Annotated in this window: 26 protein-coding genes and 1 pseudogene; 12 read left to right on the top strand and 15 right to left on the bottom strand. The window is 71.3% G+C overall.

The annotated features are described in order from the left end of the window. Window positions 1-11 precede the first annotated feature (11 nt). Entirely contained in the window at window positions 12-746 is a 735-nt protein-coding gene (locus AOK09_RS17005) for an SDR family NAD(P)-dependent oxidoreductase (RefSeq protein ID WP_055588058.1), read from the top strand. Between the two features lie 9 nt (window positions 747-755). On the opposite strand, the gene AOK09_RS17000 is transcribed toward AOK09_RS17005, so the two are convergent. Then, a complete protein-coding gene (locus tag AOK09_RS17000) occupies window positions 756-2009 on the bottom strand; it encodes a D-arabinono-1,4-lactone oxidase (protein WP_055588057.1) in 1254 nt (417 codons plus the stop codon). Beyond that, on the bottom strand, window positions 2006-2572 hold the full coding sequence (locus tag AOK09_RS16995; protein ID WP_063795981.1) for a MarR family winged helix-turn-helix transcriptional regulator: 567 nt from the start codon (window positions 2570-2572) through the stop codon (window positions 2006-2008). The genes AOK09_RS17000 and AOK09_RS16995 overlap by 4 nt, the downstream gene beginning before the upstream one ends. 112 nt (window positions 2573-2684) lie before the next feature. On the opposite strand from AOK09_RS16995, the gene AOK09_RS16990 reads away from it, so the two are divergent. After that, window positions 2685-4118: a DHA2 family efflux MFS transporter permease subunit gene (locus AOK09_RS16990; RefSeq protein WP_055588056.1), complete on the top strand. Its 1434-nt coding sequence runs from the start codon at window positions 2685-2687 to the stop codon at window positions 4116-4118. A gap of 126 nt (window positions 4119-4244) precedes the next feature. Here the strand turns inward: AOK09_RS16990 and AOK09_RS16985 are convergent, their stop codons facing one another. The 4 genes from AOK09_RS16985 to AOK09_RS16970 are packed head-to-tail and all read right to left on the bottom strand — an operon-like array spanning window position 4245 to window position 7079. Then, entirely contained in the window at window positions 4245-4790 is a 546-nt protein-coding gene (locus AOK09_RS16985; RefSeq protein ID WP_055588055.1) for a hypothetical protein, read from the bottom strand. Next, on the bottom strand, window positions 4787-5497 hold the full coding sequence (locus AOK09_RS16980) for a hypothetical protein (protein WP_055588054.1): 711 nt from the start codon (window positions 5495-5497) through the stop codon (window positions 4787-4789). The genes AOK09_RS16985 and AOK09_RS16980 overlap by 4 nt, the downstream gene beginning before the upstream one ends. Next, window positions 5494-6783, bottom strand: coding sequence for a putative T7SS-secreted protein (locus tag AOK09_RS16975; protein ID WP_055588053.1), 1290 nt, complete (start codon window positions 6781-6783; stop codon window positions 5494-5496). The genes AOK09_RS16980 and AOK09_RS16975 overlap by 4 nt, the downstream gene beginning before the upstream one ends. Continuing rightward, complete coding sequence (locus tag AOK09_RS16970; RefSeq protein WP_055588052.1) at window positions 6780-7079, bottom strand: hypothetical protein; 300 nt, start codon at window positions 7077-7079, stop codon at window positions 6780-6782. Before AOK09_RS16970 ends, AOK09_RS16975 begins: the two co-directional genes overlap by 4 nt. A 270-nt stretch (window positions 7080-7349) precedes the next feature. On the opposite strand from AOK09_RS16970, the gene AOK09_RS16965 reads away from it, so the two are divergent. Further along, window positions 7350-7910: a GNAT family N-acetyltransferase gene (locus tag AOK09_RS16965; RefSeq protein WP_055588051.1), complete on the top strand. Its 561-nt coding sequence runs from the start codon at window positions 7350-7352 to the stop codon at window positions 7908-7910. Between the two features lie 109 nt (window positions 7911-8019). Here AOK09_RS16965 and AOK09_RS16960 read toward each other — a convergent pair whose 3' ends face one another. Next, window positions 8020-9030 carry a hypothetical protein gene (locus AOK09_RS16960; protein ID WP_157875925.1) on the bottom strand — a complete coding sequence of 337 codons (1011 nt, stop codon included), beginning with the start codon at window positions 9028-9030 and terminating at the stop codon, window positions 8020-8022. Window positions 9031-9100: 70 nt separating this feature from the next. Further along, a complete protein-coding gene (locus AOK09_RS16955) occupies window positions 9101-9544 on the bottom strand; it encodes an ATP-binding protein (RefSeq protein WP_055588049.1) in 444 nt (147 codons plus the stop codon). A gap of 296 nt (window positions 9545-9840) precedes the next feature. Here AOK09_RS16955 and AOK09_RS16950 point away from each other — a divergent pair, with 296 nt between their 5' ends. The 4 genes from AOK09_RS16950 to AOK09_RS16935 all read left to right on the top strand — a co-directional run bounded on the left by AOK09_RS16950 (window position 9841) and on the right by AOK09_RS16935 (window position 15122). Further along, on the top strand, window positions 9841-10692 hold the full coding sequence (locus tag AOK09_RS16950) for a helix-turn-helix domain-containing protein (protein WP_055588048.1): 852 nt from the start codon (window positions 9841-9843) through the stop codon (window positions 10690-10692). Window positions 10693-10704: 12 nt separating this feature from the next. Next, window positions 10705-10899, top strand: a complete 195-nt coding sequence (locus tag AOK09_RS16945) for a hypothetical protein (RefSeq protein ID WP_055588047.1) — start codon at window positions 10705-10707, stop codon at window positions 10897-10899. Window positions 10900-11162: 263 nt separating this feature from the next. Then, window positions 11163-14654: a hypothetical protein gene (locus tag AOK09_RS16940; RefSeq protein ID WP_055588046.1), complete on the top strand. Its 3492-nt coding sequence runs from the start codon at window positions 11163-11165 to the stop codon at window positions 14652-14654. A gap of 186 nt (window positions 14655-14840) precedes the next feature. Further along, complete coding sequence (locus AOK09_RS16935; RefSeq protein WP_055588045.1) at window positions 14841-15122, top strand: hypothetical protein; 282 nt, start codon at window positions 14841-14843, stop codon at window positions 15120-15122. Window positions 15123-15197: 75 nt separating this feature from the next. Here the strand turns inward: AOK09_RS16935 and AOK09_RS16930 are convergent, their stop codons facing one another. After that, entirely contained in the window at window positions 15198-15392 is a 195-nt protein-coding gene (locus AOK09_RS16930; RefSeq protein ID WP_055588044.1) for an FG-GAP repeat protein, read from the bottom strand. 62 nt (window positions 15393-15454) lie between these two features. On the opposite strand from AOK09_RS16930, the gene AOK09_RS43205 reads away from it, so the two are divergent. After that, complete coding sequence (locus tag AOK09_RS43205; protein WP_107101358.1) at window positions 15455-15607, top strand: hypothetical protein; 153 nt, start codon at window positions 15455-15457, stop codon at window positions 15605-15607. A gap of 145 nt (window positions 15608-15752) precedes the next feature. Here the strand turns inward: AOK09_RS43205 and AOK09_RS42170 are convergent, their stop codons facing one another. Beyond that, a complete protein-coding gene (locus tag AOK09_RS42170) occupies window positions 15753-17183 on the bottom strand; it encodes a fibronectin type III domain-containing protein (RefSeq protein ID WP_055588043.1) in 1431 nt (476 codons plus the stop codon). Between the two features lie 144 nt (window positions 17184-17327). Next, window positions 17328-17870, bottom strand: coding sequence for an MOSC domain-containing protein (locus AOK09_RS16920; protein WP_175609310.1), 543 nt, complete (start codon window positions 17868-17870; stop codon window positions 17328-17330). A 501-nt stretch (window positions 17871-18371) separates the two neighbouring features. On the opposite strand from AOK09_RS16920, the gene AOK09_RS16915 reads away from it, so the two are divergent. Then, the gene (locus AOK09_RS16915) at window positions 18372-19043 is read left to right on the top strand and encodes a DUF4097 family beta strand repeat-containing protein (RefSeq protein WP_055588042.1); all 672 of its coding nucleotides are present in this window, start codon (window positions 18372-18374) and stop codon (window positions 19041-19043) included. Between the two features lie 630 nt (window positions 19044-19673). Next, the gene (locus AOK09_RS16905; RefSeq protein ID WP_055588041.1) at window positions 19674-20600 is read left to right on the top strand and encodes an SMI1/KNR4 family protein; all 927 of its coding nucleotides are present in this window, start codon (window positions 19674-19676) and stop codon (window positions 20598-20600) included. 229 nt (window positions 20601-20829) lie between these two features. Here the strand turns inward: AOK09_RS16905 and AOK09_RS16900 are convergent, their stop codons facing one another. The 3 genes from AOK09_RS16900 to AOK09_RS16890 form a co-directional block, all read right to left on the bottom strand. After that, a complete protein-coding gene (locus AOK09_RS16900; RefSeq protein ID WP_055588040.1) occupies window positions 20830-21570 on the bottom strand; it encodes a class I SAM-dependent methyltransferase in 741 nt (246 codons plus the stop codon). Between the two features lie 188 nt (window positions 21571-21758). Next, window positions 21759-22964, bottom strand: a complete 1206-nt coding sequence (locus tag AOK09_RS16895; RefSeq protein ID WP_055588039.1) for a PP2C family protein-serine/threonine phosphatase — start codon at window positions 22962-22964, stop codon at window positions 21759-21761. A 231-nt stretch (window positions 22965-23195) separates the two neighbouring features. Continuing rightward, entirely contained in the window at window positions 23196-23453 is a 258-nt protein-coding gene (locus tag AOK09_RS16890; RefSeq protein ID WP_055588038.1) for a hypothetical protein, read from the bottom strand. A gap of 307 nt (window positions 23454-23760) precedes the next feature. On the opposite strand from AOK09_RS16890, the gene AOK09_RS37850 reads away from it, so the two are divergent. Continuing rightward, window positions 23761-24138, top strand: coding sequence for a DUF6891 domain-containing protein (locus AOK09_RS37850; protein ID WP_407675409.1), 378 nt, complete (start codon window positions 23761-23763; stop codon window positions 24136-24138). A gap of 623 nt (window positions 24139-24761) precedes the next feature. Here AOK09_RS37850 and AOK09_RS16885 read toward each other — a convergent pair. Then, window positions 24762-24980: a hypothetical protein gene (locus AOK09_RS16885; RefSeq protein WP_157875924.1), complete on the bottom strand. Its 219-nt coding sequence runs from the start codon at window positions 24978-24980 to the stop codon at window positions 24762-24764. A 167-nt stretch (window positions 24981-25147) separates the two neighbouring features. On the opposite strand from AOK09_RS16885, the pseudogene AOK09_RS16880 reads away from it, so the two are divergent. Next, window positions 25148-25834 (top strand): annotated as a pseudogene (locus AOK09_RS16880) (tyrosine-type recombinase/integrase); the annotation flags it as partial. Window positions 25835-25957 lie beyond the last annotated feature (123 nt).

Raw genomic sequence — 25957 nt, 5'->3', positions numbered from 1 at the left:
CAGGAGGATCCATGGGCCGACAGCCCGTCACCGTCGTCACCGGCGGCAGCCGCGGAATCGGTGCGGCGATCTGCGTACGGCTGGCCGCCGACGGCCATGACGTCGCCGTCGGCTACCGCAGCGACGCACAGGCCGCCGAGGCGGTCGCGGCCGCCGTACGGGAGGCGGGCCGGCACGCCGTGGCGATCCCGGTGGACACCACCGACGAGGCCGGGGTCGACAGGCTCTTCGAGACCGCCGCCGAGGCCCTCGGCACCGTCACCGGGCTGGTCAACAACGCCGGGGTCGGCGGCCCCAACGGCCGGCTGGCGGACCTGGACCCGGCGGGCATCCGGCGCTCCCTGGACGTCAATGTCACCGGCTATCTGCTGTGCGCCCGGCGCGCCGTCCGCGACATGACGAGGACCGGCGGCGGCGCCGTCGTCAACATCTCCTCGGCCGCGGCCACCCTGGGCAGCCCCGGGGAGTACGTCCACTACGCCGCGGGCAAGGCGGCGGTGGACGCCATGACCGTGGGCCTGGCCAAGGAGGTCGCGGCGGACGGCATCCGGGTCAACTGCGTCGCCCCCGGCACCATCTGGACCGACTTCCACCAGGACCCGCAGCGGCCCGCGAAGGTCGCCGCGGCCATCCCGCTGGGGCGCGCCGGACAGCCGCAGGAGATCGCCGGGGCGGTCTCCTGGCTGCTCTCCGACGACGCCTCCTTCACCACCGGGGCGGTGCTGCGGATCGCCGGCGGGCTGTAGGACGCCCCGTCAGCCGGCGGGCCGCAGCCGGCTGCGCAGCCAGTCGTTGCCGAACTTCCCCTCGGGGTCCCGTTCGGCCACCAGGCGCTCGAAGTCCCCGTACCGGTCGTAGAGTCCCCGCACCGCCTCCGCCTCCATGGTGAAGACCTTGCCCCAGTGCGGACGGGCGCCGAACGGTGCCAGCGCCTCCTCCACCGCGCCCAGGGCCACCGCCACCGCCGCCTCGTCGGGGGCCCAGGTGAAGTGGAAGGCCACCGTCTCGCGGCCCTGGGCGGGGCTCAGCCACAGCTCGTCGGCGGCGACGGTGCGGATCTCGCTGATCTGGAGGACCGGCGAGAAGCGGTCCCGCACCCGGTCCAGGGCGTCGAAGGCCGCCACCGCGTCGGCCCGGTCGACGAAGTACTCGCTCTGCAGCTCGTCGCCGTTGCTGGGCGTGAACTCCAGCCGGAAGTGCGGCAGCCGGGTGTACCAGGGCCCGGGGACGCCCGCCTGCTCGGTGCAGTGCACCGCCGGCATCCCGGGCACCGGGTGCCGGGGCCCGTCCGCGCGCACCGCGCCCAGCCACTGCTCCGGCGAGGGCTGCGGCCCGTCGGCGCCGACGGCCTGCTTCAGCCAGACCTGGGCGATGCGGTCGCTGCGCCAGTCGGTGAAGAGGCTGACGCTGTACGCGGCCGACACCACCTCGTCGAAGCGCTCCCGCAGCCGCGCCACCGGCAGTCCCTCGTAGACCCACTGCTGGACGTCGTACGCGGGCACCGCGTCCAGCGTCATCCGGGTCACCACCCCCAGGGCGCCCAGTGAGACCACCGCACCGGCGAAGCCGGGGTCGCCCCGGTGGAGCGACACCAGCTCGCCGTCGGCGGCCACCCACTCCAGGGCGCGGACCGCGGAGGACAGCGAGCCGTTGCCGACACCGGAGCCGTGGGTGCCCGTGGCGCAGGCTCCGGCCACCGAGATGTGCGGCAGCGAGCCCAGGTTGTGCAGGGCGAGGCCCTCACCGTGCAGGGCGCCGGTGAACTCGCCGAACCGCAGGCCGCCGCTCACGGTGACCGCGCCCGCCGCCTGGTCGACGTCCACGATGTGCGGCAGCCCGGCGACCGAGACCAGGGTGCCCTTGGTGTCGGCGATCGCGTTGAACGAGTGGCCGGTGCCCAGGGCCCGCACCGAACTGCTGCCGGCGACCAGCTCCTGCAGTTCCTCGACGGAGCCCGGCCGGCTGAGCCGCTCCGCGCCGAAGGCGATGTTGCCCGCCCAGTTCCTCATCGGTCGCCTCTCTCTGCCTGGTGCTGACGATCCTGGTTCTGACGATCCTGCTCGGCTCCAGCCTGCACGGTTTCACCCGGCACGGCGGCGGACTGCTCTGCGGCGGACTGCTCCTGGCGGGCTGCAGCCGTCGTGGTGCGCAGCACGCCCAGCAGCTCCCGCAGGCGTTCGCGGTCCGGTCCGGTGAGACCTCCGGTGGCGGTGGCCAGCGCGTCCCGGTCGATTTCCTCCGCCTCCCGGTGGCGGGTGCGTCCGAGCGGGGTGAGGGTCAGCAGATAGGCCCGGCGGTCGGTGGGGTGCGGCAGCCGCTCCACCAGGCCCTCCCGCTCCAGCGCGTCGACCATGGTGGTGACGGTCCGCGCCGCGAGCCCCAGCACATCGCTCAGGTCGCGCATCCGCATCGGGTCGGGAGCGGTGGCCAGCGTCCGCAGGGCCCGCAGCCGGGACACCGACATGCCGTGCCCGCGCAGCCGGGCGTCGACGTAGGTGCGCAGGCAGACGGTCGTCTCGAAGAGCTCGTCGATCAGGACGTCACTGCTGCGCGGCCCCATCCGCTTCTGCATGGCACTCCCTTGCCTCCGCCCGGCCGTCCAGATCCGGCCACCCCCGACCGCGCGGTTGTGTGTCGACTCATAGTGAGTATGCTCAGCATATCCCACCTCCCGAAGGAAGACGATGTCCCGCTACCGGATCAGCCAGCGTCTGGTCGTCCCGGTGATGTTTGTCGCCACTCTTTTCCTGGTGGTCATGGACGGTGCCATCACCACGGTGGCCCTTCCCTCGATCGCCCGTCAGTTCCACACGCAGGCCGCCGGTATCGACAGCGTCGTCGTGGTCTACCCGGTCTGCGTCGGCCTGATCATCCCGGTGTCCGGCTGGCTCGGCGACCGCTTCGGCGGCAAGCCGGTGCTGCTGGGCGCCATGGGCCTGTTCACCCTGTCCTCCGCGCTGTGCGGCCTGGCCGGCGGCATCGGCCAGCTGGTCGTCTTCCGCGGACTGCAGGGCCTCTCCGGCGGACTGCTCACCCCCGTGGTCGGCGCCATGCTGTTCCGCACCTTCACCGCGGAGGAGCGGCTCCGGGCCTCCCGGGTGATGACCCTGCCCCAGCAGGTCGCCCCCTCCGTGGCCCCCATGCTGGGCGGCTTCCTGGTGGACTCCTTCTCCTGGCGGTGGGTGTTCTACGTCAACCTGCCCTTCGGCGCCGCCGCCGTCCTCTTCGGCCTGCTCTTCCTGGAGAACTCCCGCGAGGAGGCCCCCGGCCGCTTCGACGTCGCCGGACTGCTGCTCTCGGCCTCCGCGATCTCCCTGCTGATGTTCGGGGTGTGCGACGGCGCCCAGCGCGGCTGGTCCAGCCCCGCCATCGCGGGCTCCCTCGCCGCAGGGGCCGTCCTGCTGGCCGCCACCATCGCCGTGGAACTGCGCCGGGCCGAGCCGCTGCTGCGGCTGCGGCTGCTCCGCAACCCGCTCTTCCGCGGAACCAACGTGGTCAACCTGATCGGCCTGATCCCCTTCATGGGGGCGATGTACATGGCCCCGCTCTTCCTCCAGGAGGCCCAGGGCGTCTCCGCGCTGGAGTCCGGCACCAGCACCTTCACCGAGGCGATCGGGGTGCTGCTCACCGTGCAGCTGGTCTCCCGGCTGTACGAGCGGACCGGTCCCCGCCCCATCATCGCCGGGGGGCTCTTCTGCGTCGCCGCCGTCCTCGCCGTGATGTCCACCTGCGACCTGCACACCAGCCTGTGGACCTTCCGGCTCTACATGTTCCTGCTGGGCCTCGGTATGGGCGCGGTCTTCATGCCCACCACCGTGGCCTCGTTCAGCACCATCGCCAAGTCCGACGTGGGGCAGGCGTCCACCGTCAGCAGCGTCATCCGGCAGCTCTCCATGGCCATGGCGCCCGCCCTGGTCGCCACCCTGCTGCTGTCCACCACCACCGCACCGGCCGCCGAGCCGCCGCTCTCCTCCTACCGCACCGTCTACCTGGTGCTCTCCGCCCTCGCCCTGCTCTCCGCACTCCATGCGCTGACGCTCCGCCGGCCGGACGACGCCGCACGCCCACCGCGCCGCCCCAGCCTGCCCCGCCTGCACAACCGCGCCACCAGCGGCTGACCGCCCCGCCGCACGGGCCCGTGGCCGTCACAGACGGCCCGGGCACCGTCGTGGGAGGGGCCGGCGGGACGGGCCGGACCGCCAGGTGCGGTGCTGCGGTGCTGCGGTGCTGCGGACGCGCGGCGGCTACGTCTCGTACGGGCCGTAGTAGCGCAGGGTCAGTCTGCGGTACGGCTCGGACGAGGCCGCCCAGTCCACCGCCCAGGCACGGCGCTGGGCGACGGCTGCCGCACCCCGGGGGCCGATGCCGCGGTAGTAGCGGCGCTGGACGACGACGGTGGCGCCCCGGGGCGCGCCGTACTTGCGGACGTCCCGCTCCGTGCCGCGCCGGCGCAGCCGCTCGGCCCGCACCTCGGCGTCGCCCACCGCGGCCAGCCGCTCGTCCAGCCACCGCTCCCACTCCTCGGCGGTGCCGCGGCGCTCCAGCCGCAGCCGCCGCACAGTGAGGACATGCCAGAGCATCCGGTCGAACATGCCCTCCCGGATCCCGCTCTCCTCGCCGACGTACGCGACCGCGAAGTACGGCAGCAGCCACAGCGGCTGCAGCAGCATCTGCAGCCAGACACCCACGGCGGACCGCCGGGACTGGGGCTGCTCGGGCACCTCGGGAGGGGCCCCGTAGGCCTGCACCGCGGGAGGAACGGGCGGCTGCCCCGGGTACCGGCCGGTCATCCGAACGCCTCCTCGATACCCGCGGCCAGGGCGGACCCCGCGGCCCCGGCCGACTCCTCCCCGTAGCTCACGGTCTCCACGGTGCCCGCGAGCAGCGCCATGTAGTCCGGAAGCTCGGCGGCCGAGGGGGTGCTCAGCTGCATGGTCAGCAGCAGGTCCGCCCCGGCGACGGGCAGGTGCGCCGTGACGGTGCAGAGCGGCAGCTCCACCCGGTCGCCGGTCTCCTCGTCCGGCAGCGACACCAGCAGGCCCGAGACCACCACCACGACCGGTCCGGCCGGGGCCTCCTGGCGGAAGACATGGTTGGCCGAGTCGTTGGAGAGCAGCTCCTCCAGTGCGGCGGCCACGGCGTCCGGCTCACCGGTGTGGGCCGGGTCGGTACGGACGACCAGGGTGGCGGTGGTGAGCCGGTCGTCGTCGGTGCCGCCGATGTACAGACCCGCGTACTCCGCGCCGTCCTCGGCCGCGGCAGCGGCGATGTCCTCGTACCAGCCGCGGACGGTGGTGCGCTGGTACTCGGTGCCACCGGACCAGATCTCCGCGGCGATCTCGGCCAGATGGGCCGGGCGCTCCTCCTCGGGCAGTTCCAGGCCCAGCGAGTGGAAGTGCACGGGGGGCCGCCAGCTCAGCCGGGGGCCCGGGTCGCCCGGGTCGACGGGCTCGGCGGGATCGCCCGGCTCGACCCGGTCGTCTGTGGCTGTGGTCATGCGGCATCACCGTTGAGTTCCCGGACGGCCCGCGGCACGCTGAGACCCGCGAGCGGCACCTTGTAGCCGAGCTGGACGCCGCGCGACCACCAGGACTCGGTCTTGAGGACGCCGTCCTCACCGAGGTGCGCGGCGAAGCTGGGCAGCTTGCTGACCGGGGTTCTGGCGAGCGTCTTGCTGATCACCTTGTTGGCGATGCCGCCGTCGAGGATGTGGGACTTCAGCAGGCCGCCGGTGGCGTTGAGGATCCGGCCGCTGCCCGCGACCCTGCCCAGCTTGAGCGCCCTGCTCGCCGCGGTGACGCCCTTGCCCGCGATGCCCACGGTCTTGCCGAAGGGGAAGGCGCCGATGCCGTCGCCGATCAGCGTCGACCACTTCACGTCCGCGCCGCCCAGCTTGGCGAGGCCGTGCGCCCCCAGGGCGACCACCGAGGCCCCCGCTGCGGCACCGGCCAGCGCACCGGACAGCGGCGGGCACCACACGGTCGCCAGGGCCGCGATGCCCAGGACCGCGGAGGCGGCGGAAGCGATGTCGCCGATCTTCTTCAGCAGGTCGGCGTGCTCGGTGGCCCAGTCCTTGATCTTGTGGCCGATGCGCTGGAAGGCATCACCCAGCTTGTCCCAGATACTGGTGCTGGGGGCACCCTTGGTCGCCTTGCGCAGCGACTTGGCCACCTTGCCCGCGTCGTCCTGGTGGTGCTCCAGCAGCTCCTTGGCCTGCTTGATGACCGCGTCCAGTTCGTCCTGGATCTCCGAGAGCTGTCCCTTGGCCGCGTCCAGCCTGCCGGCGGCCTCGTCCACGGTCTTCTGGGCGGCGTCCAACTGCTGCTGGGCGGCGGCCAGTTCCGAGGCGTCGCTGTAGAAGCGGCCCTGGAGACCGAAGGCGGGGTTGTCGGCCGCCTGGTTGTAGGCGCCGGTGGCCTGGTCGACCCGGGTCTCGGCGTCCTGCAGCTTCTGACGGGCCTCGGCGGCCTGCTGCTCGTAGCGGCGGGCGGTCTCCTGGTACGAGGCCAGCGTCAGGCTCCAGCCGCCCAGTTGAGCGGACGCCTCCTTCACCGCCTGGGCGCTGTCGTCCAGATAGCCGGGCAGCTCGCCGACCTTGCCGGCGAAGGCCCTGGCGGCCTCGCCCTCCCAGGTGGATCCGCCGGAGGCGACCGAGGTCAGCAGCTGATGGGCGCCGCTGAGGGCTCCGGCGGCCCGGTTGAGCCGGTCGACCAGCTGGTCCACATTGCCGGTGTCACCGGGTGCGGGGTCGAAGCCGAGTGCGGGGAACGCGCTGTCGCTCATGCCCCCTCCCCGCCCTTCATCGCCTGGGCGAGAGCCTGCTCGGTCTCCCCGTAGGTCCTGCAGACCAGTTGCAGACCGGACTCGATCTGCTCGGTCCCTTCCGCGATCTTCTTGATCGCGTCGTCCCAGCTGTCATGGAACTCGTCGCAGGCATGGTCGAGCGCCGAGCTGCCGGTGGTCCGCACCCCGGTGTCACGGAGCGCGTTCAGCGCGGTCCGCAGCTCGTCCTGACTCGAGTGCAGTTGCTGCAGCAGTTTGTCGAGGCTCTGCAGTTCAACTGAGAAGAAGTCCCCCATGTCACTCCTGTCCCCGTGGTCCTTTTGACTGGCCAAGGCTAGACGGCCGGGAGGCGGGGCCGGACGGGCGGTCCCCGGCTTCAGCCCAGTTCAGCGGGTTCAGCGGTTTCCACAGCTGTCTGCGAACCGCCCGTACGGCGCGGCGGCGCTCCGAGTGCGAACCGCACGTGGACGCGTCCCCGCCGCCCGCCGACCGGCTCCGGCCCGGGTGACGAGGGGCCAGGCGGACCGAGCGGCACCGGGGGCCGGGCCGCCTGCAAGGATGGGCGGATGGATACGGCAGCAGGGTCCCCCGCGGTGACGGTGCGCGAGGCCGGTCCGGAGCAACGGCCGGTGATCGAGCGGCTGGTCCAGCTCTATCGGCATGACATGTCCGAGTTCCTGGGGCACCTTCCCGGCGACGACGGGCTGTTCACCTTCCGTCAGCTGCCGCTGTTCTTCAGCGAACCCGACCGCCGGGCCCTACTGATCCACCACGGGCCCACCCTCGCCGGGTTCGCCCTGACCCGGCCGCTGCCCGACGGGGCCACCTCCATCTCGGCTTTCTTCGTGGTGCGTGCGCTGCGCCGGCACGGCGTCGGCCTGCGGGCCGCCCTGGAGCTGCTGCGCTCTCGGCCCGGCCCATGGGCCATCGCGTTCCAGCAGGCCAACGCGGGTGCCGGCCGCTTCTGGCGGCAGGTGGCCGGCGCAGCCGTCGGCACCGCCTGGTCCGAGGAGCAGCGGCCGGTCCCCCCACCGGCGCCGCCGGGCCTCCCGCCGGACGTCTGGATCCTGCTGGACACCGGCCCGTCCGCGTCACCGGCGTCCACCTCGGCCCCGGCCTCCGGCTGACTCTCTCGCCCGGTCATCAAGTACCTGGGCCCACGGCAGATCCACGGAAACCGGCCGACCTCGCCCGTGTCCGATCGCTCCGGGCCGGCCGACATCACCTGAAGCTGCGTCAGCGAAGACCCCAGTGGTTCAGGCGCCCCTGCTCGTCCATGGCGACCCAGGTGCCGTCACCGAGCAGCCTGGGCTCCCCGGGTATCTCACCCAGGATCGCGCCACTGGCCAGATCGACCACCTGGTGCCTGGTCCACTCGGCGTCCCCGCTCTCCCCGGCCAGGGTGATCACCGCGGTCTCCTCGTTGAGATATCCGCCGCTCCAGGCGACGGTGATCTGCTCCTCCTCTTCCTCGTCCTCCGACACGAACCGCTCCAGGCCGAAGCTGCACAGCTCCTCGCCGTCGGGAAAGGCGTGGAAGACCGCGTCGTCCTCACCATGGCCCACCGTCATGAACTCCCGTCCGTCGGGCGACACATCGACGAGGCAGCGGTCGTCCCACGGGTACTCGTGCACCTCCAGCCGATCCCCCACCAGCGCACCGCGGAACAGCTGGACGCCGTCCTGCCCCTCTCCCACGTCCAGCAGGACATGGCGACCGTCGGGATGCATCACCTGCCGTGCCCCCTGGCCCACGGTGGGCAGCGGCGCCTCGGCCAGCACCCGGCCGTCGGCTGCGTCCAGCACCAGCCAGCGGTCACCCCCGTCGCCCCGGCCCAGCATGGCGTCGGGCCGGTAGACCCACACCTGGGCACCGTCGGAGGAGAACTCGCAGTCCACCCACCCCACCGAGGAATGGGCCGGGGCCTCGAACGCCAGCCGCCACCGCTCCGCGCCGTCCGCCCCCACGCACTCCACCGCGGTCTGCGAGCACCGCACCACGCAGCTCCCGTCGGGCGCCACCACGGCCCCCAGGGCTTCACGCGCGCTCCCGCCCAGCACGAACTCGGCCCTCGGCGGCACCTCCTCCCCGCCCGCACCGAGGTCGAAGCCGTAGAGTCTCCCCTCCACCGGCCACGTCACCAGGCGCCGCACGGCCTCGCCGGTGCCCGGCCCGGACGGCACCACGGCCGGGGACGACATCAGCGGGACGGTCCTGGCCAGCAGCCTCGCTGCAACGATCCTCATGACCGCAGAACATATCCGCCACCACTGACAACGGGTCGTCAGCAGGTCACTGTGCGCGCGCGAAGCGGCCTCAGCCCCCGAGGAGCGGAACACCGGCGACCACGGTCTTGCCGCAGGTGCGGCGGGGCACCACGGCCCACACCGCGGACAGCGCGTCCACCAGCACCAGCCCCCGGCCGCCGCAGGCCCCGGGACCGGGCGCTGCGAGCGCCGGCATCCGGCTGCCGGGGTCGGAGACGGCCAGCCAGTAGTGCCCGTCGCTCGGCCACAGAACGACTTCGATCACCTCCTCCTCACCGGGGCGGGTGCCGTGGCGGACCGCGTTGGTGACGAGTTCGGAGACCAGCAGCGTCAGATCGGCGGCGAGCCGGGGCGGACAGCCGTCCGGAAGGCCCTGCGACACGGCACGCCGGGCACGGCTTACCGACGCCGGACCGGCCGGCAGGCTCCAGTGGGCGGGGACCACGGGTACGGCCGGCGTCCGCGGCGGGAGGAGTCCGGGTGTGGACCGCATGGACGGCGGCGGAGATCCTGACATGGCTGACTCCTCGCAGGAGATCGACGGTTGCTGGGTGTACGCAGGCCTCGGCCGCACCGGTGGCCTGCCTCCCCGGCGCGGGCACACCCGCCCCGGGGCAGGGGGGCATGCTCGCGCGGTGCACTTCCGACGTTGCCATGTGTAAGGTCCGCAATACTGAGCGTATCCACACACGGGGCAAATTTGCCACTAACTCACGCCAACTCAACCGTCAGTGGTGAACCAGCCCCGCACAGCGGGAGACTGCTCCCGGGTCGCACGGAAGGAACGGCATGACCGTCAGGACGGCTCTCACCGAGCGGCAGAAGCGCCTGGGAAGCGAACTGCGGAGAATGCGGGTCTCGGCGGGGATGTCCGCCGAGTACGCAGCCGGGCTGCTGGGGGTCGACCGCGGCAAGATCTCCAACATGGAGTCAGGCAGTCGCCCCATCAGCGCCGAACGGCTGCGCACGCTGGCCTGCAACTGCGACTGCACCGACATGCGCTACCTGGACGCATTGATCGAGATGGCGCGGCCCAGCAGCAAGGGGTGGTGGGAGCGCTACCGCGGCAGCCTGCCCCAGGGACTGCTCGACATCGCGGAGCTGGAGGCCTACGCGGTACGGATGCGCACCGCCAACACCGTCCACATCCCCGGCCTACTCCAGACGTCGGATCATGCACTCTCCGTCTTCCGGGTGGTGGTCCCAGCCCTGCCCGAACACGAGGTCGGACTGCGGCTCGCGCATCGCGCCGAACGTCAGCACGTAATCACTCGCGACGACTCCCCCGCATATGTGGCCGTCGTCCACGAGTCGGCACTGCGCATGCAGTTCGGGGGCCGCGCGGTCACCCTTGCGCAGCTGAACCATCTCCTCACCATGTCCGAACGCGAGAACATCACCCTGCTCGTCGTCCCGTTCAGCCACGGCGCCTTCCCCGGAGCAGGACAGAACGTCCTCTATGCCGAAGGGCCTGTCACGCAACTGGACACGGTGCAGGTGGACAGCTCTCATGGGCCGGAGTTCCTGCACGCGGAAGGCCAACTCGCGAAATACCGAGCGCAGTTGGACTGGTTGGAAGAGCTGGCCCTGCCGCCTCGGCAGTCCCGTGACTTCATCCGTGCGATTGCGCGACAACTGTGAGGAGATAACTGCATGCCGGCCACCATCACCTGGGAAGACCCCTTCTGCGGCGAAGGCAACTCCTGCTTCCGGCTCGGTACCGACACCGACGGCAACGCCTACATCGCCGTCAACGGCCAGGAGGACCGTCCGCTCACCGACTCCATGGAGAGCCTGCGCACCCTCATCCGCGACATCAAGGCGGGCAAGGCCGACCACCTGCTGTAACCGGCGGCGCCCGGGCACGGACGAGGGGAGCGCCCGCAGCCGTTGAGGCGTGTGCAGATATTCCGCACACGAGGTGATACACGTGTGCGATCATCATGCGCGCGCACGCACATGGCATCACGCCCGCCCCGTGTCCCAGGAGCGGGCCGACAGCGGATGCCGGGGGTCCTGCGGAAGCGTGCATCAGACCACTACCGCCGCCCCGGCACGGAGAGTGCCGGGGGCGGGCCGCTCACACCACATGACCGCCCCGGGGGGACGGAATGCCTCACCGCCCGTGTACGGACGCAAGGTTGGCGTCGTACACCGCACTGCTGCTCGCTCTCTCGGTCCTGCTGTCGCTGCTGCTCCCGGCCGGCGCCGCGTGGGCGTACGACACCGCAGCCGGCACCGGCGCGGCCGCTGCCGACGACGGCTGCGCGGTCCTGCCGCTGTCCGCGTTCGGTGACGCGGGACCCGCCGCCGGCCGCCCGGCGATCCCCGCCGAGGGGAGCGTCTGCTTCACCTTCACCGCCGACCAGCCCGGCCTGTACCGGGTCCTCGTGGACAACTCCCAGCAGAGCGTCCACGCCCAGGTCCTCGACGGCGAGAACCCGGTGGACTGCTATGACACGACCTATTACCAGGACGGTTGGTGCCCGCTGTCGCACGCCGGCGACTTCACCCTCGAGGTGACCAACGTCGGCGCGGCCGACCTGCCGGAGGTGCCGGTCGCCGTCGTGCCCCTGGCCTCGACCACCACCGGATGCGCACCCGAGTCCGGTACCTCGTGGGATGTCCCTCCCATCACCGCCGCCGCACCCGGCCCGCTGGCCGTCGAGTGCTACCCGTTCGCCGGAAAGGCGGGTGAGCGGATCGCCGTCGACTTCAGCACCGTCAAGTACGGTGCCCACGAGGCCTGGATCACCGACACGACCGGCGCCCGGATCTGCCCGAGGCCGGGCGACGGCGGCGACGGTTGCGTACTGCCCGGCGACGGCCCGTACCGGGTGCTCGCCCAGGTCGACAGCGCCGAGGGCGGCTTCCCCGCCGACTACACGCTGAAGGTCCGCAGGCTGTCCGACCCGTCCGGCTGCACCGCCGTCCCGCTGAACGCCTACGGCTCCGCCCCCACCGCTGCGGACCCGACAAGCGAGTGCAAGGTGTTCACCGTCCCCGGTGGCGGCCGCTACCTCGCCTACGAGGTCGACACGTCCGGTGTCCGCTCCACACTCGGCGTGTACGACCGGTCGGGGGCGACCGTCTGCCCGGCGGGGAAGCTCTGCGCCCTCGCCGCGGGCGACTATGTCGTCTACACCGACCAGCAGACCCTGATCCTGGACCGCACCGCCGACACCGGCTGCACAGCCGCCGCCACCGGCCTCAACCAGGGCACGTTCGGCTCGGCCGGAGAGATCGACTGCCTGTCGCTGGCGCTGCCGCAGGGCGCCCGTCTGGCAGCCCTGAAGGGGCTGAGCGGCACCGTCCCGCAGGTCGACCTCACCGTGGTGGACGCCACCGGCGCCCAGCAGTGCGACGCCTCCTCACTGCAGGCGGGGACCTGTGCGCTCAGCGGCGCAGCCCCGTTCCGCGTCCTGGTCTCCACCACCGACAACCGGGACCCCGCCGGCGCCTACGCACTCGCCCTGCACCGCACGGACGAGGCGGGCGGCTGCCGGACCCTGCCGGCCGGCGACTTCACCGACACCAGCGGCCAGGCCCGGATCAGCACCGGCGGTGGGGTCTTCTCCGACTGCCTGACCATCCCCGCCGACGACCACAGCAGTGTGGAGAACATCCAGCTCCAGGCGGTCTCCGGCTCCTCCCCCGCCGACTTCACGGTCCTGGACTCCACCGGCAAGCAGGTCTGTTACGTCATCCCCTCCCTGTCCACCTGGACCACCTGCCCCCTCACCCCCGGTCTGGCCCACACGGTGCTGGTCACCGGTACCGACACCGCCGCCGAGTACACCCTGACCCGGCGCGACGTCACCGAGACCGCGAAGGGCTGCGCCCCCTCCCCGGCCGTCGCGGTGGGTGGCGCCTCCTACAGCGGCGCACCCGGTGCACCGGGCACGCTGCGCTGCCGGCAGGTGACCACCCAGGACGCCGGGGACGTCCTGCACCTCAATGTCCGTGACCCGCTGGGCACGGCCAACATCCTGGCCTACGACGCGCAGGGCAAGGGGGTCTGCTCGTACCGGAACAGGGCCTGCGCGGTCACCGGCTCCACCCGCTACCAGGTCCTGGTCACCGTCCCGCCGAGCCTGCAGTCCGCGGCTGCCTACCACCTGGACGCCCTGCGCATCGCCACCGCCGCCGGACCGGCCCCGGAGTGCACCAGGGTGCCCAACATCAGCTACGGGTACGGCCCGGTCACCGGCACCCTGACGGAGCAGCACACCGCCCTCTGCGCGGTGCTCCCGACCGCGTACCGCGACAACTTCGACTTCGCCGTCAGCGACACCGCGGGCAGCCCCTCCACCGCCGTCCCCTCGCTCTACAACAGCCGCCTGAGCGACGGCTGCATACGGTTCATCCCCACGGGCTACAGCTGCTCCGTGAACGAGAGCTACTCCGCAGACCCCACCCCGACCACCCTGCTCATCGGCCTGCCCGAGGACGCCTCGCAGTCCGCCTACCGCGCGGAGCTCGACTGCCTCTCCGAGCCCTGCGGCACCGAGCGCGTCAACGTCTCCTCGGCGACACCCGCCGGCGGTGTCAGCGGGACCAAGGTCACGATCACGGTGACGGGCGCCGCCCTGCGCCAGGACGACACGGTCCGCATCCTGCAGAGCGGCGTCCAGAAGGAGGCGACCACCACCTCGGTGTCGGCCGACCGCCGGACCCTGACAGCCGTCCTGGACCTCACCGCGGTCCCCGCGGGCATCTGGCACCTGAGCGTCTTCACCAGGAGCGCCGAGTTCGGCATGGGCAACTTCACGGTCACCCCGCCCCAGCTGAGGAACACCGCAGCGCCCAAGGCCACCGGGAGCGCCCAGGTCGACGCCAGGCTCACCGCCGCTCCCGGCACCTGGACGACCACGCCCACCTCGTACACCTACCAGTGGAACGCCGACGGCAAGGCGATCCCCACCGCAACCGCCTCGACGTACACGCCGCCCGCGGCCCTGCTGGGCCACAAGCTCACCGTCACCGTCACCGCCCACCGGACCGGGTACGTCAACGGCACAGCCACCTCCCCCGCCGTCACCGTCGCCAAGGGCGCGGCGCCCCGGGCCACCACCGCCCCGCGGATCACCGGCAGCGTAAGGGTGGAGACCAGACTGACCGTCGCCGCGGGCACCTGGTCGCCCTCCGCCACCTCCTACAGCTACCAGTGGAAGGCGGACGGCAAGGCGATCTCCAAGGCGACCGCCTCCGCGTACACCCCGCCCGCGGCCCTGCTGGGCCACAAGCTGACCGTCACCGTCACCGCGCACCGGACCGGGCACTCCGACGGTTCCGCCACCACCGCCGCGCTGACCGTCGCCGCCGGGGTCGCCCCCAAGGCCACCAAGGCCCCGACGATCACCGGCACGGTCAGGGTGGGACACCGGCTGACCGCCTACCACGGCTCCTGGACGCCCGCTCCGACGTCGTACGGCTACCAGTGGTACGCCAACGGTGTGGCGATCAAGGGGGCCACCAGGTCGACCCTCCTCCTCGGTTCAGGCCAGCGCGGCAAGAGGATCACCGTCAAGGTGACCGCACGCCGCACCGGACACACCAGCGGCACCGCGGTCAGCAAGGCGACCGGAGCCGTCGCCCGCTGACCCGCCGGCGCCCCTGCCCGACACGCCCCCTCGGCCACCCGCAGCACCGCTGCCGGCCGAGGGGGCGTCTCCATGTCCTGTGCGGGATCGGGCGCACCTGCCAACGCCCGGCGGCGTTGCTGCCGGAGGGCCGGGTGAGCTGTAATCGCCGCGGCGGGACGGCGCGGCAGGGAGGGCCCGGGCACGATGGCACTGGCGAGGAAGGGCACAAGGATCGCCGTGGTGGACGGGCACCGCTACCGGTGGGTGGTGGCGCCCGACGACGAACCCGGCCTGGCGATCGTGGTGGAGGACGCCGACGACGGCGGCCGGCGGATGGTGACCTGGGTGGAACACGGCACCGTCATCACCCCGGCGCTGGTGGCCGTAGCCGTCCGCCGTGCGCGGCGCCTGGGCTGGGCACCCCGGCAGCGCGGCCCCCAGTTCGTCACCCGCCTGAACCCGGAGGAGGAGGCGGCGGCGGACTGAGGGCCGCACCGAGCCCGGTACCCATGACGGTCAATGCCTGGGCCGTCTGCGTACGGACAGCCGCCACCGACCCCGTCAGAAAAGACCCCCCACTCCGCTCCAGCCGTTCGCCCAGACACGGCCCGCGTTGAAGGTGCCGTCGCCCTTGCCCGTGTAGAGGACGAGTCGGTTGCCGTGGTCCGCCCGCTTGCTGTTGCTGACGGCGAGCAGGTCGTTGTGCCCGTCGTGGTTGATGTCGCCAACGGCCGTGATGGAGTTGAGCGCATCCATTCCCGAGCCGATCAGGCGTCGGGTGCTGAAGGTGCCCTTGCCGGTGCCCCGGTAGAAGTTGGCTGGTCGCCCAGGGCCCGCATGTGGTCCCCATCCCCGGCACCAAGAACCCCGGGTACCTCGCCGACAACGCGGGCGCCGCAGAGGTCCGGCTGTCCGCGGCCGACCTCGCCGACCTCGACGCCATCCCGGCCCCCGTCGGCGCCCGGTACTGACCGTCCCGTCCCGGTGCCGGGGGCCCTCCGGGGCCCGTCCCCCCGGCGCGGGGGGCGGGCGCACCCCGGGGGCACGGCCAGGCGCCGCGCCCCCGGGGTGTGCCGCATCGGCCGGGTCCGGTTCCCCGTGCCGTCCCGCCCGGCGTCAGCCGACCGGCCGGGTCACCGCCAGGGTCCCGCTGTACGACGAGTAGTTGCCGGACGCGTCATAGGTACGGGCCCGGTATTCATAGGTGCGCCCGTCGGCCGGCAGCGGGTCGCAGACGGTGGCGGTGGCGGGGTCGAGACGCGGGTCGTACCCCTTGTGCAGGACCACCGTCCAGGTGGCCGCACCGGACACCCGGCGCTGGATCTCGAAGCCGCTGAAGTCGCGGATCGCGGCGGGCGTGTAGCCGGTCGCGGTCGCCTGGACGCCGCCGGCGCAGGAGCTCAGGGACAGGTCGGGGGCCACCGCCGGGGGAATGCCGTCGGGGATGTCGAGCCAGAGCTCGTTGGCGGCGGTGGCGTCCAGCCCGTTGGCGCTGTAGGTGGTGGTCCCGTTGTCGTTGGTGACCAGGACCCGGTAGTGGCGGGTCTCACCGTCGGCGGTGACGGGTGCGGTGGTCCAGGTGCTGCCCTTGGTGGTGCCGAGCGGGACCCACCGGTAGTAGCCGTCCACCAGGTCGTTGCTGAGGACCGTGTAGTGGTCGAACTGCGGCTCGGTGTTGAGCGGCCACTTCAGGGTGACCCTGCCGGTGGCCTTGGCGTACGTGCCGGTCAGGGAGGTCACTACCGGCAGAGGGCGGACGATGGTGTCCGCACTGCCGGACGAGGTGTTGCCCGCCTTGTCCCTGGCGCGCACCTCGTAGTAGTAGGGCGTGCGGTCGTCGGGGTTGACGAGCGGATCGGTGTAGCTGCGGGCGGTGGTCGTGGCGACCTTCGTCCAGGTGCCGGAGCTGACGGGCCGCCGGTAGAGGGAGTAGCCGGCCAGGTCCATCTCCTTGTTGGCGGACCAGGAGACGGTGGTCCTGCGGGACTTGGTGCTGTAGGCGGTCTTCACGCCGGTGGGCGCGAGCGGCTTCGTCCTGTCGTACGCGGACGACGTCCGGGGCGTGTAGGTGAACGCGACCTTGGCGGCGCCGCTCCAGTTCACGTAGTCCACTCGCAGGGTGTGCCTGCCGGAGGGAACCGTGAGGTTGACGCTCTTGGCGCGGGCGGTGTCCCCGGTGCCCTTCCACAGGTCGATCTTGCGCACCCCGTCCAGGTGGACGCGGACGCCGTCGGTGGCGGAGACGGCGAAGGTGAAGGGGCCGCCGGAGCCGAAGTCACGCGTCACGGACCAGCGGACACCGAAGTTGTTCGAGGGCACACCGGTGGCCGGGCTGCCGGACCAGCTCTGACTGATGGCGCCGTCGCAGTCGGTCCGTACGGGGGAGCCGGAGAACGTGGTGTTCTTGTAGAACGTCCGCTTGTAGACGTTGGTCGAGCAGGTGACATCGGCGGCCGCCGCCTGCGGGGCGGCGGCCAGCAGACCGCCGAGGGCGACGGCGGACAGGGCGCCGCCGGTCAGGACGGCGACGGATCTTCTCTGGTGCACGGAGGCCTTTCACGCTGTTCGGGCGAGGATGTGACAGCGTGAAGACCCCTGAGGCGGGGTGAGGGTTGCACGGCTGCGGCTTTCCCCCGGCGCGGGTTCGGAAATCTCCCGGACGCCTGCCCTGAACGGCGAGGACTGTCCGGCTCAGACCCGCTCCAGCGGCCGGTGCGGCCCATCCGGCAGCTTGACCTCGATCGCGTCGCCGGGGCGCACCACTCCGCCTTCCTTCACGATGCCCATGATCCCGGCCTTGCGCACGATGTTGCCGAGGTCGTCGCGGCCGACGACCTGCTTCAGCAGCCCGTCCTGGAAGTTGTCGATCTGCAGGCAGGGATTGCGCAGTCCGGTCACCTCCACCACGGCCTCGGCGCCCAGCTGCAGCAGGGTGCCCACCGGCAGCTGGAGCAGGTCGACACCGCGGGTGGTGATGTTCTCCCCGAGCTCGCCGGGGGACACGCGGAAACCCGCCTCGCCGAGCTCGTCGAAGAGTTCCCCGTGGATGAGGTGGACCTGACGCAGGTTCGGCTGGGTGGGGTCCTGCGCGACCCGCGAGCGGTGCTTGACCGTCACACCGGCGTGCACGTCCCCTTCCACCCCGAGGCCGGCGAGCAGGGTGATGCTCTCCCGGTTCGGCTTGGTGAACGAGTACTCGCTGTTGCTGCTGACCGCCGTCACCGACCTGCTCATGTGCGGAACCCTCTCCTCGCAGCCAAGGTCCACGCGAGGCGCGGACTCCCGGCCCTCAACGTAGTCGCCCGGCCATCCGCTGGGAATGCCGGTCCGGCGGCCGCGGCGCTCTCGTCGCCCTTGTCCGCGGTCCCGTCCGCCGAAGACGCCTGACGGCCGACTGACGCACCCCTCAGCGGACGGAGCGGGTCCCCGGCCCCCGTCGGCAACGGCGTGGTGCTCGCGGCGGCAGTGGACGGGGCGCCGGCACTCCAGTCCGCCGCGGGTCGCCGGACGGGTTCGGTGGCGGTGAGCACGGGCGGCGCCTCGCGCATAGCGTTCACCGCCATTCCATTGCAACGGGCGTCACTGAAGGCCGTTGCTTCAGTCGCAGGACCATTGCAATGATTTCCCTGCCTTTACCTGCAGCAAAGGGATTTGAGCACAACAAGGGCGTTGCCAGTACTGCGAACGCAACGTAGCGTTTCCTGCATCGGAAACAGGATCTCGAAGGAGCGCACCATGCAGAAGTTCGCCACCGCCGCCCCGGTCACCGCCGTCCTGGACATCCCCGCCGGGCACATCCGGCTCATCGCCGCCGACCGGGCCGACACCACCGTGGAGGTCCTGCCCGCCGACGCCTCCCGCAGCCGCGACGTCAAGGCCGCCGAGCAGACCCAGGTCAGCTACACCGACGGCGTCCTGCACATCCACACCCCCGCAGCGGCAGGCCGCGTCCTCGGCCCCTCCGGAACCCTGGAGATCACCGTCCAGCTCCCCACCGGCTCCCACCTGCGGGCCAAGGCCGCCGACGCCGACCTGCGCGGCGTCGGACGCCTCGGCGACGTCACCCTCGAAGCCGCCCAGGCCACCGTCAAGCTCGACGAGACCCGGACTGCCCACCTCACCCTCGCCGCCGGCGACATCACCCTCGGCCGCCTCAACGGCCCCGCCCAGCTCACCACCCAGAAGGGCGACCTCCACATCACCGAAGCCCACCACGGCACCGTCACCCTGCGCACCGAACACGGCGACATCACCGTCGGCGCCGCCCGCACCGTCTCCGCCACCCTCGACGCCGGCACCGCCCACGGTCGCATCCACAACGCCCTCAGGAACACCGAAGGCGCCGACGCCCCCCTCGCCATCCACGCCACCACCGCCTACGGCGACATCACCGCCCACAGCCTCTGACGCGGGGAGCACCCCCATGACCCATCGGGCCGGCTCCGCGAACGGTCACCGCGACCCGAGGGCCGGCCCGCCCCCGCCCGACCCGGGCGGCGTACCCCGGCAACGCCTCGGGGTGCGCCGCCCGCCGTCCGGCCCCCCTGAGCCCCTCCGCGGGCGCCGGTCAGGCCGTGCGCCCGGGGAGGCTGCGCCCACGCCCCGCGGTGGACGCGGTCGTGCCGGTCGCGCCTGGAACGCAGGCCTGGCCACCTTCGAGGAGAACGACACCTCCCGCTGCTACGCCCTCCGGGACAAGCTCTGGGTCACCGGCCCCGGCCAGGAGCCCTGGGAGGTGTACGTGGTCAAGGCCGACGCCGACACCCTCGGCAAAAGCGCCGCCCAGGGCACCGCGGACGCCCCGGAGGGCGTGCTGCGGCACCACCGCCTGCCGCACCTCCGCCGCACAGGCCGACCCGGCCGCGATCCCTGCCTCGACCGGGACGGCCTCCGGATGCGGCTGCATCCACTGACGGGGGCCGGTGCCGCCCGCCGCCGGCGGCCATCGTCAGCGCCTCGGCGCATCCCGGCCGGCCGCTGTCTGCAGCAGGAACTGACCGGCCGTCGCTGTCGGTGCCGGGTGCTTGACTGCTCGCCATGGACGTGACCGTACTTCTCGACGCCCTCGTGGAGCCGCTGTACCAGGGCGCGCTGGACCACCTGCGGAGACCCCGCTGCGAGGTGGACGGACACAGGGCGGGCCACACCTGCCTGGACGTGCCGGACTTCGAGAGCCTGTTCCTGCTGGCCGAGGAGCTCTCGTGCCGGCATGGAAGCCCCCGCGCCCTCGCTGTGGACGGCGACGTCGACCCGGCGGTGAACGACCGTTCCGGACTGCCGCTGCTCGCTCCCTTCGGAGCGCGGCTGGTGTCGATGCGCGCCTGGATGTACGGCGGGAGGTGGGTCGGCTGCGGCACGGTCCGCGGCGACGACGGCGACACACGCCCGGTGGCACTCGTCGCGGAGCGGCGCCTCCCGGAGCCCGACGAACTGCCGGCGGACGCCTCCTGGGTGGACAAACTCGTGCTGCTCACGGGCTGGGACCCGGACCGGCGCAGCCAGGCCGACTGGGCGGCGGCCGAGGCCCGGCTGGGCACCGCCCTGCCGAGCGACTACAAGGAACTGATCGAGCGGTTCGGAGACGGCACCTTCGACGGCTACCTCGACATCCACCTGCCGGACCGGATCAGACGGCATGCCGAGGACCTCGCCGGGTTCGCCGAAGGGCACGGCAGCAGCCAGTGGGAACCGTACCGGCCCTTCCCGGCGCCGGGCGGGCTGCTGTGGTGGGCGAGCAGCGAACACGAGCAGGACTTCTGCTGGCTCACCGAGGACCCCGATCCCGACCGCTGGCCCGTCCTCCACCGGGACGTCGGCCCCGTCCCCTGGGAGCGGTACCACGGGACCACGGCGGAGTTCGTCTTCCGCATGCTCACCGACCCGGCGCACCCGTACCCCGCCCCCGGGGTCTTCGCCGCCCACTGGTTCAGCGGCGCCGAACCCCCTGCTCCCGGCTGGAGCTGACCGCTGCACCATGTGCCCGGGCCGGGTACGCACCTGCGACACCCGCTTCTGGAGTTCGCCGGGGGTTCGCCCCTCCTCGCAGGCGCGCCGGGCCACCGGCCGATCCCCCGACGAGAGGGTCCCCGGGGTGCCGCCTCCATCCGTTCCGTACGACTCCGTTGCCGTCACGGACCGCCGTCGGCTCCATCCGGGGCGACCCAGCCCGTGGGCCGGACCGGAAGGGACTGCCTCAGGCCGGCTTGCGCCACACGGAGATGTGCTTCGAGGAGTCCTGGGTGAACGCTGCCCCGTTCCAGTCCGCGACGCGCCGCTCCAGCTTGAGCCCCGCGATCCGTGCCATCAGATCCAGCTCCGCCGGCCATGCATACCGGTGCCGCGAGCTGCCACGGCGGTAGCGGCCGTCGTCGCCGTCCAGGGTGAGATGGTGCGAGACCAGCATCTGCTCGACCACGTCGAAGGTGTCAAAGCCGAGATGCCGCTCGGAGACGTCGAACGGCACCGCGACCTGCCCGGGCGGCAGAAGCCGCAGCGGCGGCGTCTCCAGCTCGATGACGAAGCGGCCGCCAGGCATCAGGTGGCGTGCGGCGTTGCGGAAGCACTCGACCTGCTCGTCCTGGGTGAGCAGGTTGGAGATCGTGTTGTAGACGAGATACACCAGGGTGAACTCACCGGGGACGACAGTCGTGGCCATGTCGCCGATGGTGACCGGCAGTCCCTCCTCGTCGATCTTGCGCCGCAGGACCGCTGCCATGTGCTCGGACAGCTCGATGCCCACGACGGACACGCCGCGTTCCCGGAGCGGGACGGCCACTCTGCCGGTTCCGACGGCGAACTCCAGTGCCCGGCCGTCCCCGGCGAGTTCGGTGAGGAAGTCGAGAGTCGGCCCGAGAACAGCGGCCGAGGACATTGCGTTCTCCTCGGCGTCGTAGCGCTCGGCGGTCGCACGGGTCCACAGCTCACTGCTCGTCACGGTCGGCCACTCTGCCGGGCCCGGCGGAGAGCTGTCCACGCATTTCCACCCAGCCCAGGCCCGGGACCTCCCGTGCCACAGGTCCATGGCACCGGACAGGACGAACGCAAGGAAGTCCGAGACTTGCCAGGAGGCCCGACTCCGTGTGCTGAGCGCGGGCTGCGGTGGTGTTCGCGTTCCGATGTGCGTCAGTGGCGGTTCGGGGAGGTGTCGGCGCTGGTCGCGCTGGTGTGCTGGCTGGAGCTGGTGCCATGCCAGTCCAGGCAGACGACGGTGGCGTCGTCCAGCAGGTTTCCTTGAGTGGCTTGGCGGAGGGCGCGCATGAGGGACCGGACGGCTTCCCGGGGGTGCAGAGCGGCGTCGGCTTCGATGCGGGCGGGGAGGTCCAGGGCGGTGGTGTTGCGTTCGGTCATCCCATCGGTGATCAGCACCAGTCTGTCTCCGGGGGCCAGGTCCAGGTCCTGAACGCGGTAGCGGCCGTCCCAGGGTGCACCGAAGGGCAGGTCCACTTCCGGTTGGATCTCGCTGACCCGGCCGTTGCGCAGTCGCAGTGGCCAGGGGTGGCCGGCGTTGACGAACAGGGCGTGGCCGTTGGACAGGTTGATGTTCAGGAGCTGGCCCGTGACGGTGGCGTCTTGGCCGTAGTCCAGGACGGCCTGGTGTGCTGCCCGGGCCTGCTCGGCCAAGGGGATCCGGGCACGCCGGGTATTGCGAAGGGAACCGACGATGAGCGAGGCCAGCAGTGCGGCGAAGGTGTGGTGGCCCATGGCATCGGTGATGGAGACGTGCAGGGTCTGCCTGTCCAGGCTGTAGTCGAAGGTGTCGCCGGAGATGTCGTGGGTTGGCTGGAGGGCGCCGGCGAAAGTGATCGGCCCTGCTTCACAGGACAGAGCCTGCGGGAGAAGGTTGTGCTGGATCTCAGCGGCCAGGGTGGGCGGAATGCTGCGCCGGCCCCATTCGTAGAGGTCGGTGAAGCGCCGGTTGGAGGTGACGACGTAGGCCAGGGCTTGGGCGGCCTGCGCGATCTGGTGGCTGTGACGTGGGCTGGGCTTGATGGTTGTGGTCACTTCCAGGATGCCGATGGCATCTCCTTGGGTGGTCACGGGTGCCAGCACCTGGTATCCGCTCACCGGCCCGGGGGTCTGGGTGATATGCAGTTGCTGGGAGCGGATCACCTCCTCGTGGAGCGTGCCGCGAAGGTCGATGTGGTGTTGTTCCCCGCCTTCCCCGTCATTGCCCACCGGTAGAGACAGCAAGACATCGCCGGTGAAATCGATGATCCAGAAGCGGACCTCACAGGCATCCATCTGCCCGGCAAGGACCTGGGCGACCACTGCAACGGAATCTACTGGTGGCGCCTGTTCCACCGCCGCCAGCAGCCCCTCGACCGTCATGTCGTACTCAGTCACTCTGACGCTTTTCCTCTCATCGGTCCGCCATTGCCCTTGGCCCTCTTTCGAAGCTGCTCAGGGCGGCAGGGCCGCAGGAGGGGAGTGTCTAATCAACACAGGACAGCAGGCATCACCGTCGCCCCCAGGTCGCTGCCGACCGAGCCGACCCGAAGGACGGTGGCCACCCGGCCATCACCGCGTCGGCGGGCAACTGCCGGTGCAGCAGCACCTCGATCAGCATCCGGGCGCCTTCCGGTCCCCCGCCTTCTTGGCCGCGGCCCAGAACGTTTCTTGGGTCCTGGTGAAGCCGCCTTCCGCATCCGGGCGCCGCCTGACGGCGTGGTCGCGGACCAGGGAGTACGCCGCGAGCTCGAAATCGTGCTCGCCCGCCAGCCGCTGAACAATCCGGTCGATGGTGGGGCGCTGCTTCCTCGGCGCGCCCACATCAGCCCGCAGTATCGCGTCGATTAACGGCTTCACCGGCTCCAGCACGCTCCACCGCGGCGGCGGCTCTTTCCGCTTCGCCGGCACCGACGGCGCTAAAGGCCTTCGCCACCGTGTTCCGCGACACCCGGTGCCGCAGGGCCAACGCCCGCCCCGACACCGCCGGGCCCAAACGCCGGTCCCGGCGGATCCGCTCAAAGATCCACTCACGCGACCTGTACACACGGGTCTCCTGACACGACCGGGATCAACGATCACAGCGTGAGCGGCCAAACAGCCCAAAACCCCGATTACTCCAAAAGCGGCATGTCGTACACCATCACGCTAAATAGCTCCGGTTCCCACCGCCGAACCTGTGCTCCCAAAGCCATCGCCCCACCGGCTCTACTTCAACCCGCTGGAAACAGACACAGCAAGGGTTCCGAGCCACATCGCCCAATCCAACGGCGTCGCACGCTCCTCGTCTCGGCGGCCGGCGATCGGCGGCGAAGGCAGGCCCGACGCCCGCGGCTTCGTCTACTTCCACAGCCAGTGCACGGACTCCGCCGCGGCCGGCCACGGACTGACGCTCCTCTACGGTGGCTTCGACGGCTCGTCCGAGACCACTGCAGCCATCGGTCACGAGGTCGTGGCTGCCCTCGAAGCAGTCGGACTTCACGCCGAGTGGGATCGTGACCCCGGCCGGGCCATCACCGTCACCCCTCTGGACTGGCGCCGCCGCCTGGTCGGTTAGGGACCGGCGTCCAGGACCACACCCACAGAGCAGTGAGGCGAGGACGTTGACGGCGGTCCCCGGGTGACCCTGCATACCCGGAATTCGGATGTCACTCGAATCCACATCGTGCAGCGATCACCGCCTGCCACGAAGGCCGTTACCGTCAAAACGCCCCAGACCTCGACCGGTCCGGGGCGTTTGCGCTGGTCGTGCTCTGTGCCCCAGGCAGGATTCGAACCTGCGACACCCGCTTTAGGAGCGAGGGCGGCCAGACATCACTGGTACGCCCGCTGGCCTGCACGTCCAGCACCTGCGCGGTTTCCACTGCCCGACCGTGACGGACCGAAGTTCCCCCTGGTTCCCCGTCCCACATGGCACGACTGTGGCACGCCCATCCACTCCCCACCTGTCGTGATCAGTTGCCGGTCTACTAATCAGTCACCTCGATGAACTGCGGTGCTAGGTAGGTCCGGCCCGCTAACCAGCGCTGATGCTGTCACCGATTGTCATCGTTGGTCGGCGTTGATCGACCTTTCAGGGCCCGGAGACGGCTCCGGGACTTCACCGCCCGGTGCCGTCTTGCGTCCGAGCCCCGACTTGATCTCCGCCCATACGTGGCACGGCTACGGCGCGTATCGGACTCAGCGTCGCCGGGCCACGCGCCGACGCCAGACCAGCGCAAGGCTGACGAGAAATGACAGCTCAAAGGAAGTGCTGGGCGCCCCGACGGTGAGCCAAGAACCAGCATCCCAACCAGACGATAGGCCCAGCGCGAGAAACAGAGCCAGGTACAGGACTGCCCACAGACTCAGGAACAGCAGGAACATCTGACCACTGGTGCGCGCATAGATCCACTTCACGGCGGCCATGATGCCGGACGAGCCAACCCAGCGGAAGGGATTCCACTCTGCGACCAGTACCGCGCGGCTGGTGGAGCGGCTTTGGGCGGTGTCCTGTCCGGTCTGGGGTCGAGCATGATCAGGGGGCCGTAAGCTGTTGCGACTCGGTCAGGGCTCCTTGGGCCTGACTGATCCGCCGGAATCCCTGTCGAGTCAAGGGCGCCGACCGGTATGACGTGCCGGAGCGACCCGTCCTCACCATTGCGGAAGTGCTCGCGGTCGCCGACGTGGTACAGCCTCGCTTCCGGCTGGCTATCCTCCTGGCTTCCTTCACGACTCTCCGGTTCGGTGAGCTGGCCTCGCTGCGCCGGAAGGACGTGGACGTATCGACTCGCGTGATCCGCGTCTGGCGGGCTCAGGCGGAGATGCAGAACGGGCACCTCACCGACAAGGCGCCCAAGTCGGCAGCCGGAGTCCGGCCGATCTCCTTCCCCGATGAGATCCTGCCCGACGTGGTCCGCCACCTGGAGCTATTCGCAGCGCCCGGCCCGGATGCTCACGTCTTCGTCGGCCCCCACGGTGGCAGGCTTCGGCGGAGCAACTTTCGGGCTGTCTGGGTGGCCGCGCGCGACAAGGCCGGCGTGACCGGAGAACTGCACTTCCACGATCTCCGTCACACCGGGAACACGCTCGCTTCCAGCGCTGGCGCCAGCACGCGGGAGCTGATGACCAGGATGGGCCACAGCACGACGCGGGCCGCGTTGATCTACCAGCACATGACCAGCGACCGCGACCGGGCCATCGCCGACAAGCTGGGCGAGATGATCCGGAAGCAGCAGAACGGCAATGCTTCACCGCCGCCACGCAGCGGCTGAGTGGCGCGCTTGTGGCGCGGGCTCCCCATAAAGAAGGGCCAGCCTCAGAGGTGCAAGTCTCTGAGCTGGCCCTTTGCTCTGTGCCCCAGGCAGGATTCGAACCTGCGACACCCGCTTTAGGAG

It is taken from the genome of Peterkaempfera griseoplana, assembly GCF_001418575.1.
Classification (GTDB): domain Bacteria; phylum Actinomycetota; class Actinomycetes; order Streptomycetales; family Streptomycetaceae; genus Peterkaempfera; species Peterkaempfera griseoplana.
The sequence above is the reverse complement of the archived record's forward strand: the minus strand, read 5'-3'. Positions and strand labels throughout refer to the sequence as shown.

Coding starts and splice junctions, on each gene's coding strand:
- AOK09_RS16955 (WP_055588049.1), bottom strand. CDS start 9,544: ATGCGGTCCACACCCGGACTCCTCCCGCCGCGGACGCCGGCCGTACCC.
- AOK09_RS16895 (WP_055588039.1), bottom strand. CDS start 22,964: ATGACGGTCGAGGGGCTGCTGGCGGCGGTGGAACAGGCGCCACCAGTA.
- AOK09_RS16980 (WP_055588054.1), bottom strand. CDS start 5,497: ATGACCACAGCCACAGACGACCGGGTCGAGCCGGGCGATCCCGCCGAG.
- AOK09_RS16915 (WP_055588042.1), top strand. CDS start 18,372: ATGCAGAAGTTCGCCACCGCCGCCCCGGTCACCGCCGTCCTGGACATC.
- AOK09_RS16935 (WP_055588045.1), top strand. CDS start 14,841: ATGGCACTGGCGAGGAAGGGCACAAGGATCGCCGTGGTGGACGGGCAC.
- AOK09_RS17005 (WP_055588058.1), top strand. CDS start 12: ATGGGCCGACAGCCCGTCACCGTCGTCACCGGCGGCAGCCGCGGAATC.
- AOK09_RS16995 (WP_063795981.1), bottom strand. CDS start 2,572: ATGCAGAAGCGGATGGGGCCGCGCAGCAGTGACGTCCTGATCGACGAG.
- AOK09_RS17000 (WP_055588057.1), bottom strand. CDS start 2,009: ATGAGGAACTGGGCGGGCAACATCGCCTTCGGCGCGGAGCGGCTCAGC.
- AOK09_RS16940 (WP_055588046.1), top strand. CDS start 11,163: ATGCCTCACCGCCCGTGTACGGACGCAAGGTTGGCGTCGTACACCGCA.
- AOK09_RS16990 (WP_055588056.1), top strand. CDS start 2,685: ATGTCCCGCTACCGGATCAGCCAGCGTCTGGTCGTCCCGGTGATGTTT.
- AOK09_RS16985 (WP_055588055.1), bottom strand. CDS start 4,790: ATGACCGGCCGGTACCCGGGGCAGCCGCCCGTTCCTCCCGCGGTGCAG.
- AOK09_RS16945 (WP_055588047.1), top strand. CDS start 10,705: ATGCCGGCCACCATCACCTGGGAAGACCCCTTCTGCGGCGAAGGCAAC.
- AOK09_RS16960 (WP_157875925.1), bottom strand. CDS start 9,030: ATGAGGATCGTTGCAGCGAGGCTGCTGGCCAGGACCGTCCCGCTGATG.
- AOK09_RS16930 (WP_055588044.1), bottom strand. CDS start 15,392: ATGGATGCGCTCAACTCCATCACGGCCGTTGGCGACATCAACCACGAC.
- AOK09_RS16905 (WP_055588041.1), top strand. CDS start 19,674: ATGGACGTGACCGTACTTCTCGACGCCCTCGTGGAGCCGCTGTACCAG.
- AOK09_RS16970 (WP_055588052.1), bottom strand. CDS start 7,079: ATGGGGGACTTCTTCTCAGTTGAACTGCAGAGCCTCGACAAACTGCTG.
- AOK09_RS16975 (WP_055588053.1), bottom strand. CDS start 6,783: ATGAGCGACAGCGCGTTCCCCGCACTCGGCTTCGACCCCGCACCCGGT.
- AOK09_RS16920 (WP_175609310.1), bottom strand. CDS start 17,870: ATGAGCAGGTCGGTGACGGCGGTCAGCAGCAACAGCGAGTACTCGTTC.
- AOK09_RS16965 (WP_055588051.1), top strand. CDS start 7,350: ATGGATACGGCAGCAGGGTCCCCCGCGGTGACGGTGCGCGAGGCCGGT.
- AOK09_RS16950 (WP_055588048.1), top strand. CDS start 9,841: ATGACCGTCAGGACGGCTCTCACCGAGCGGCAGAAGCGCCTGGGAAGC.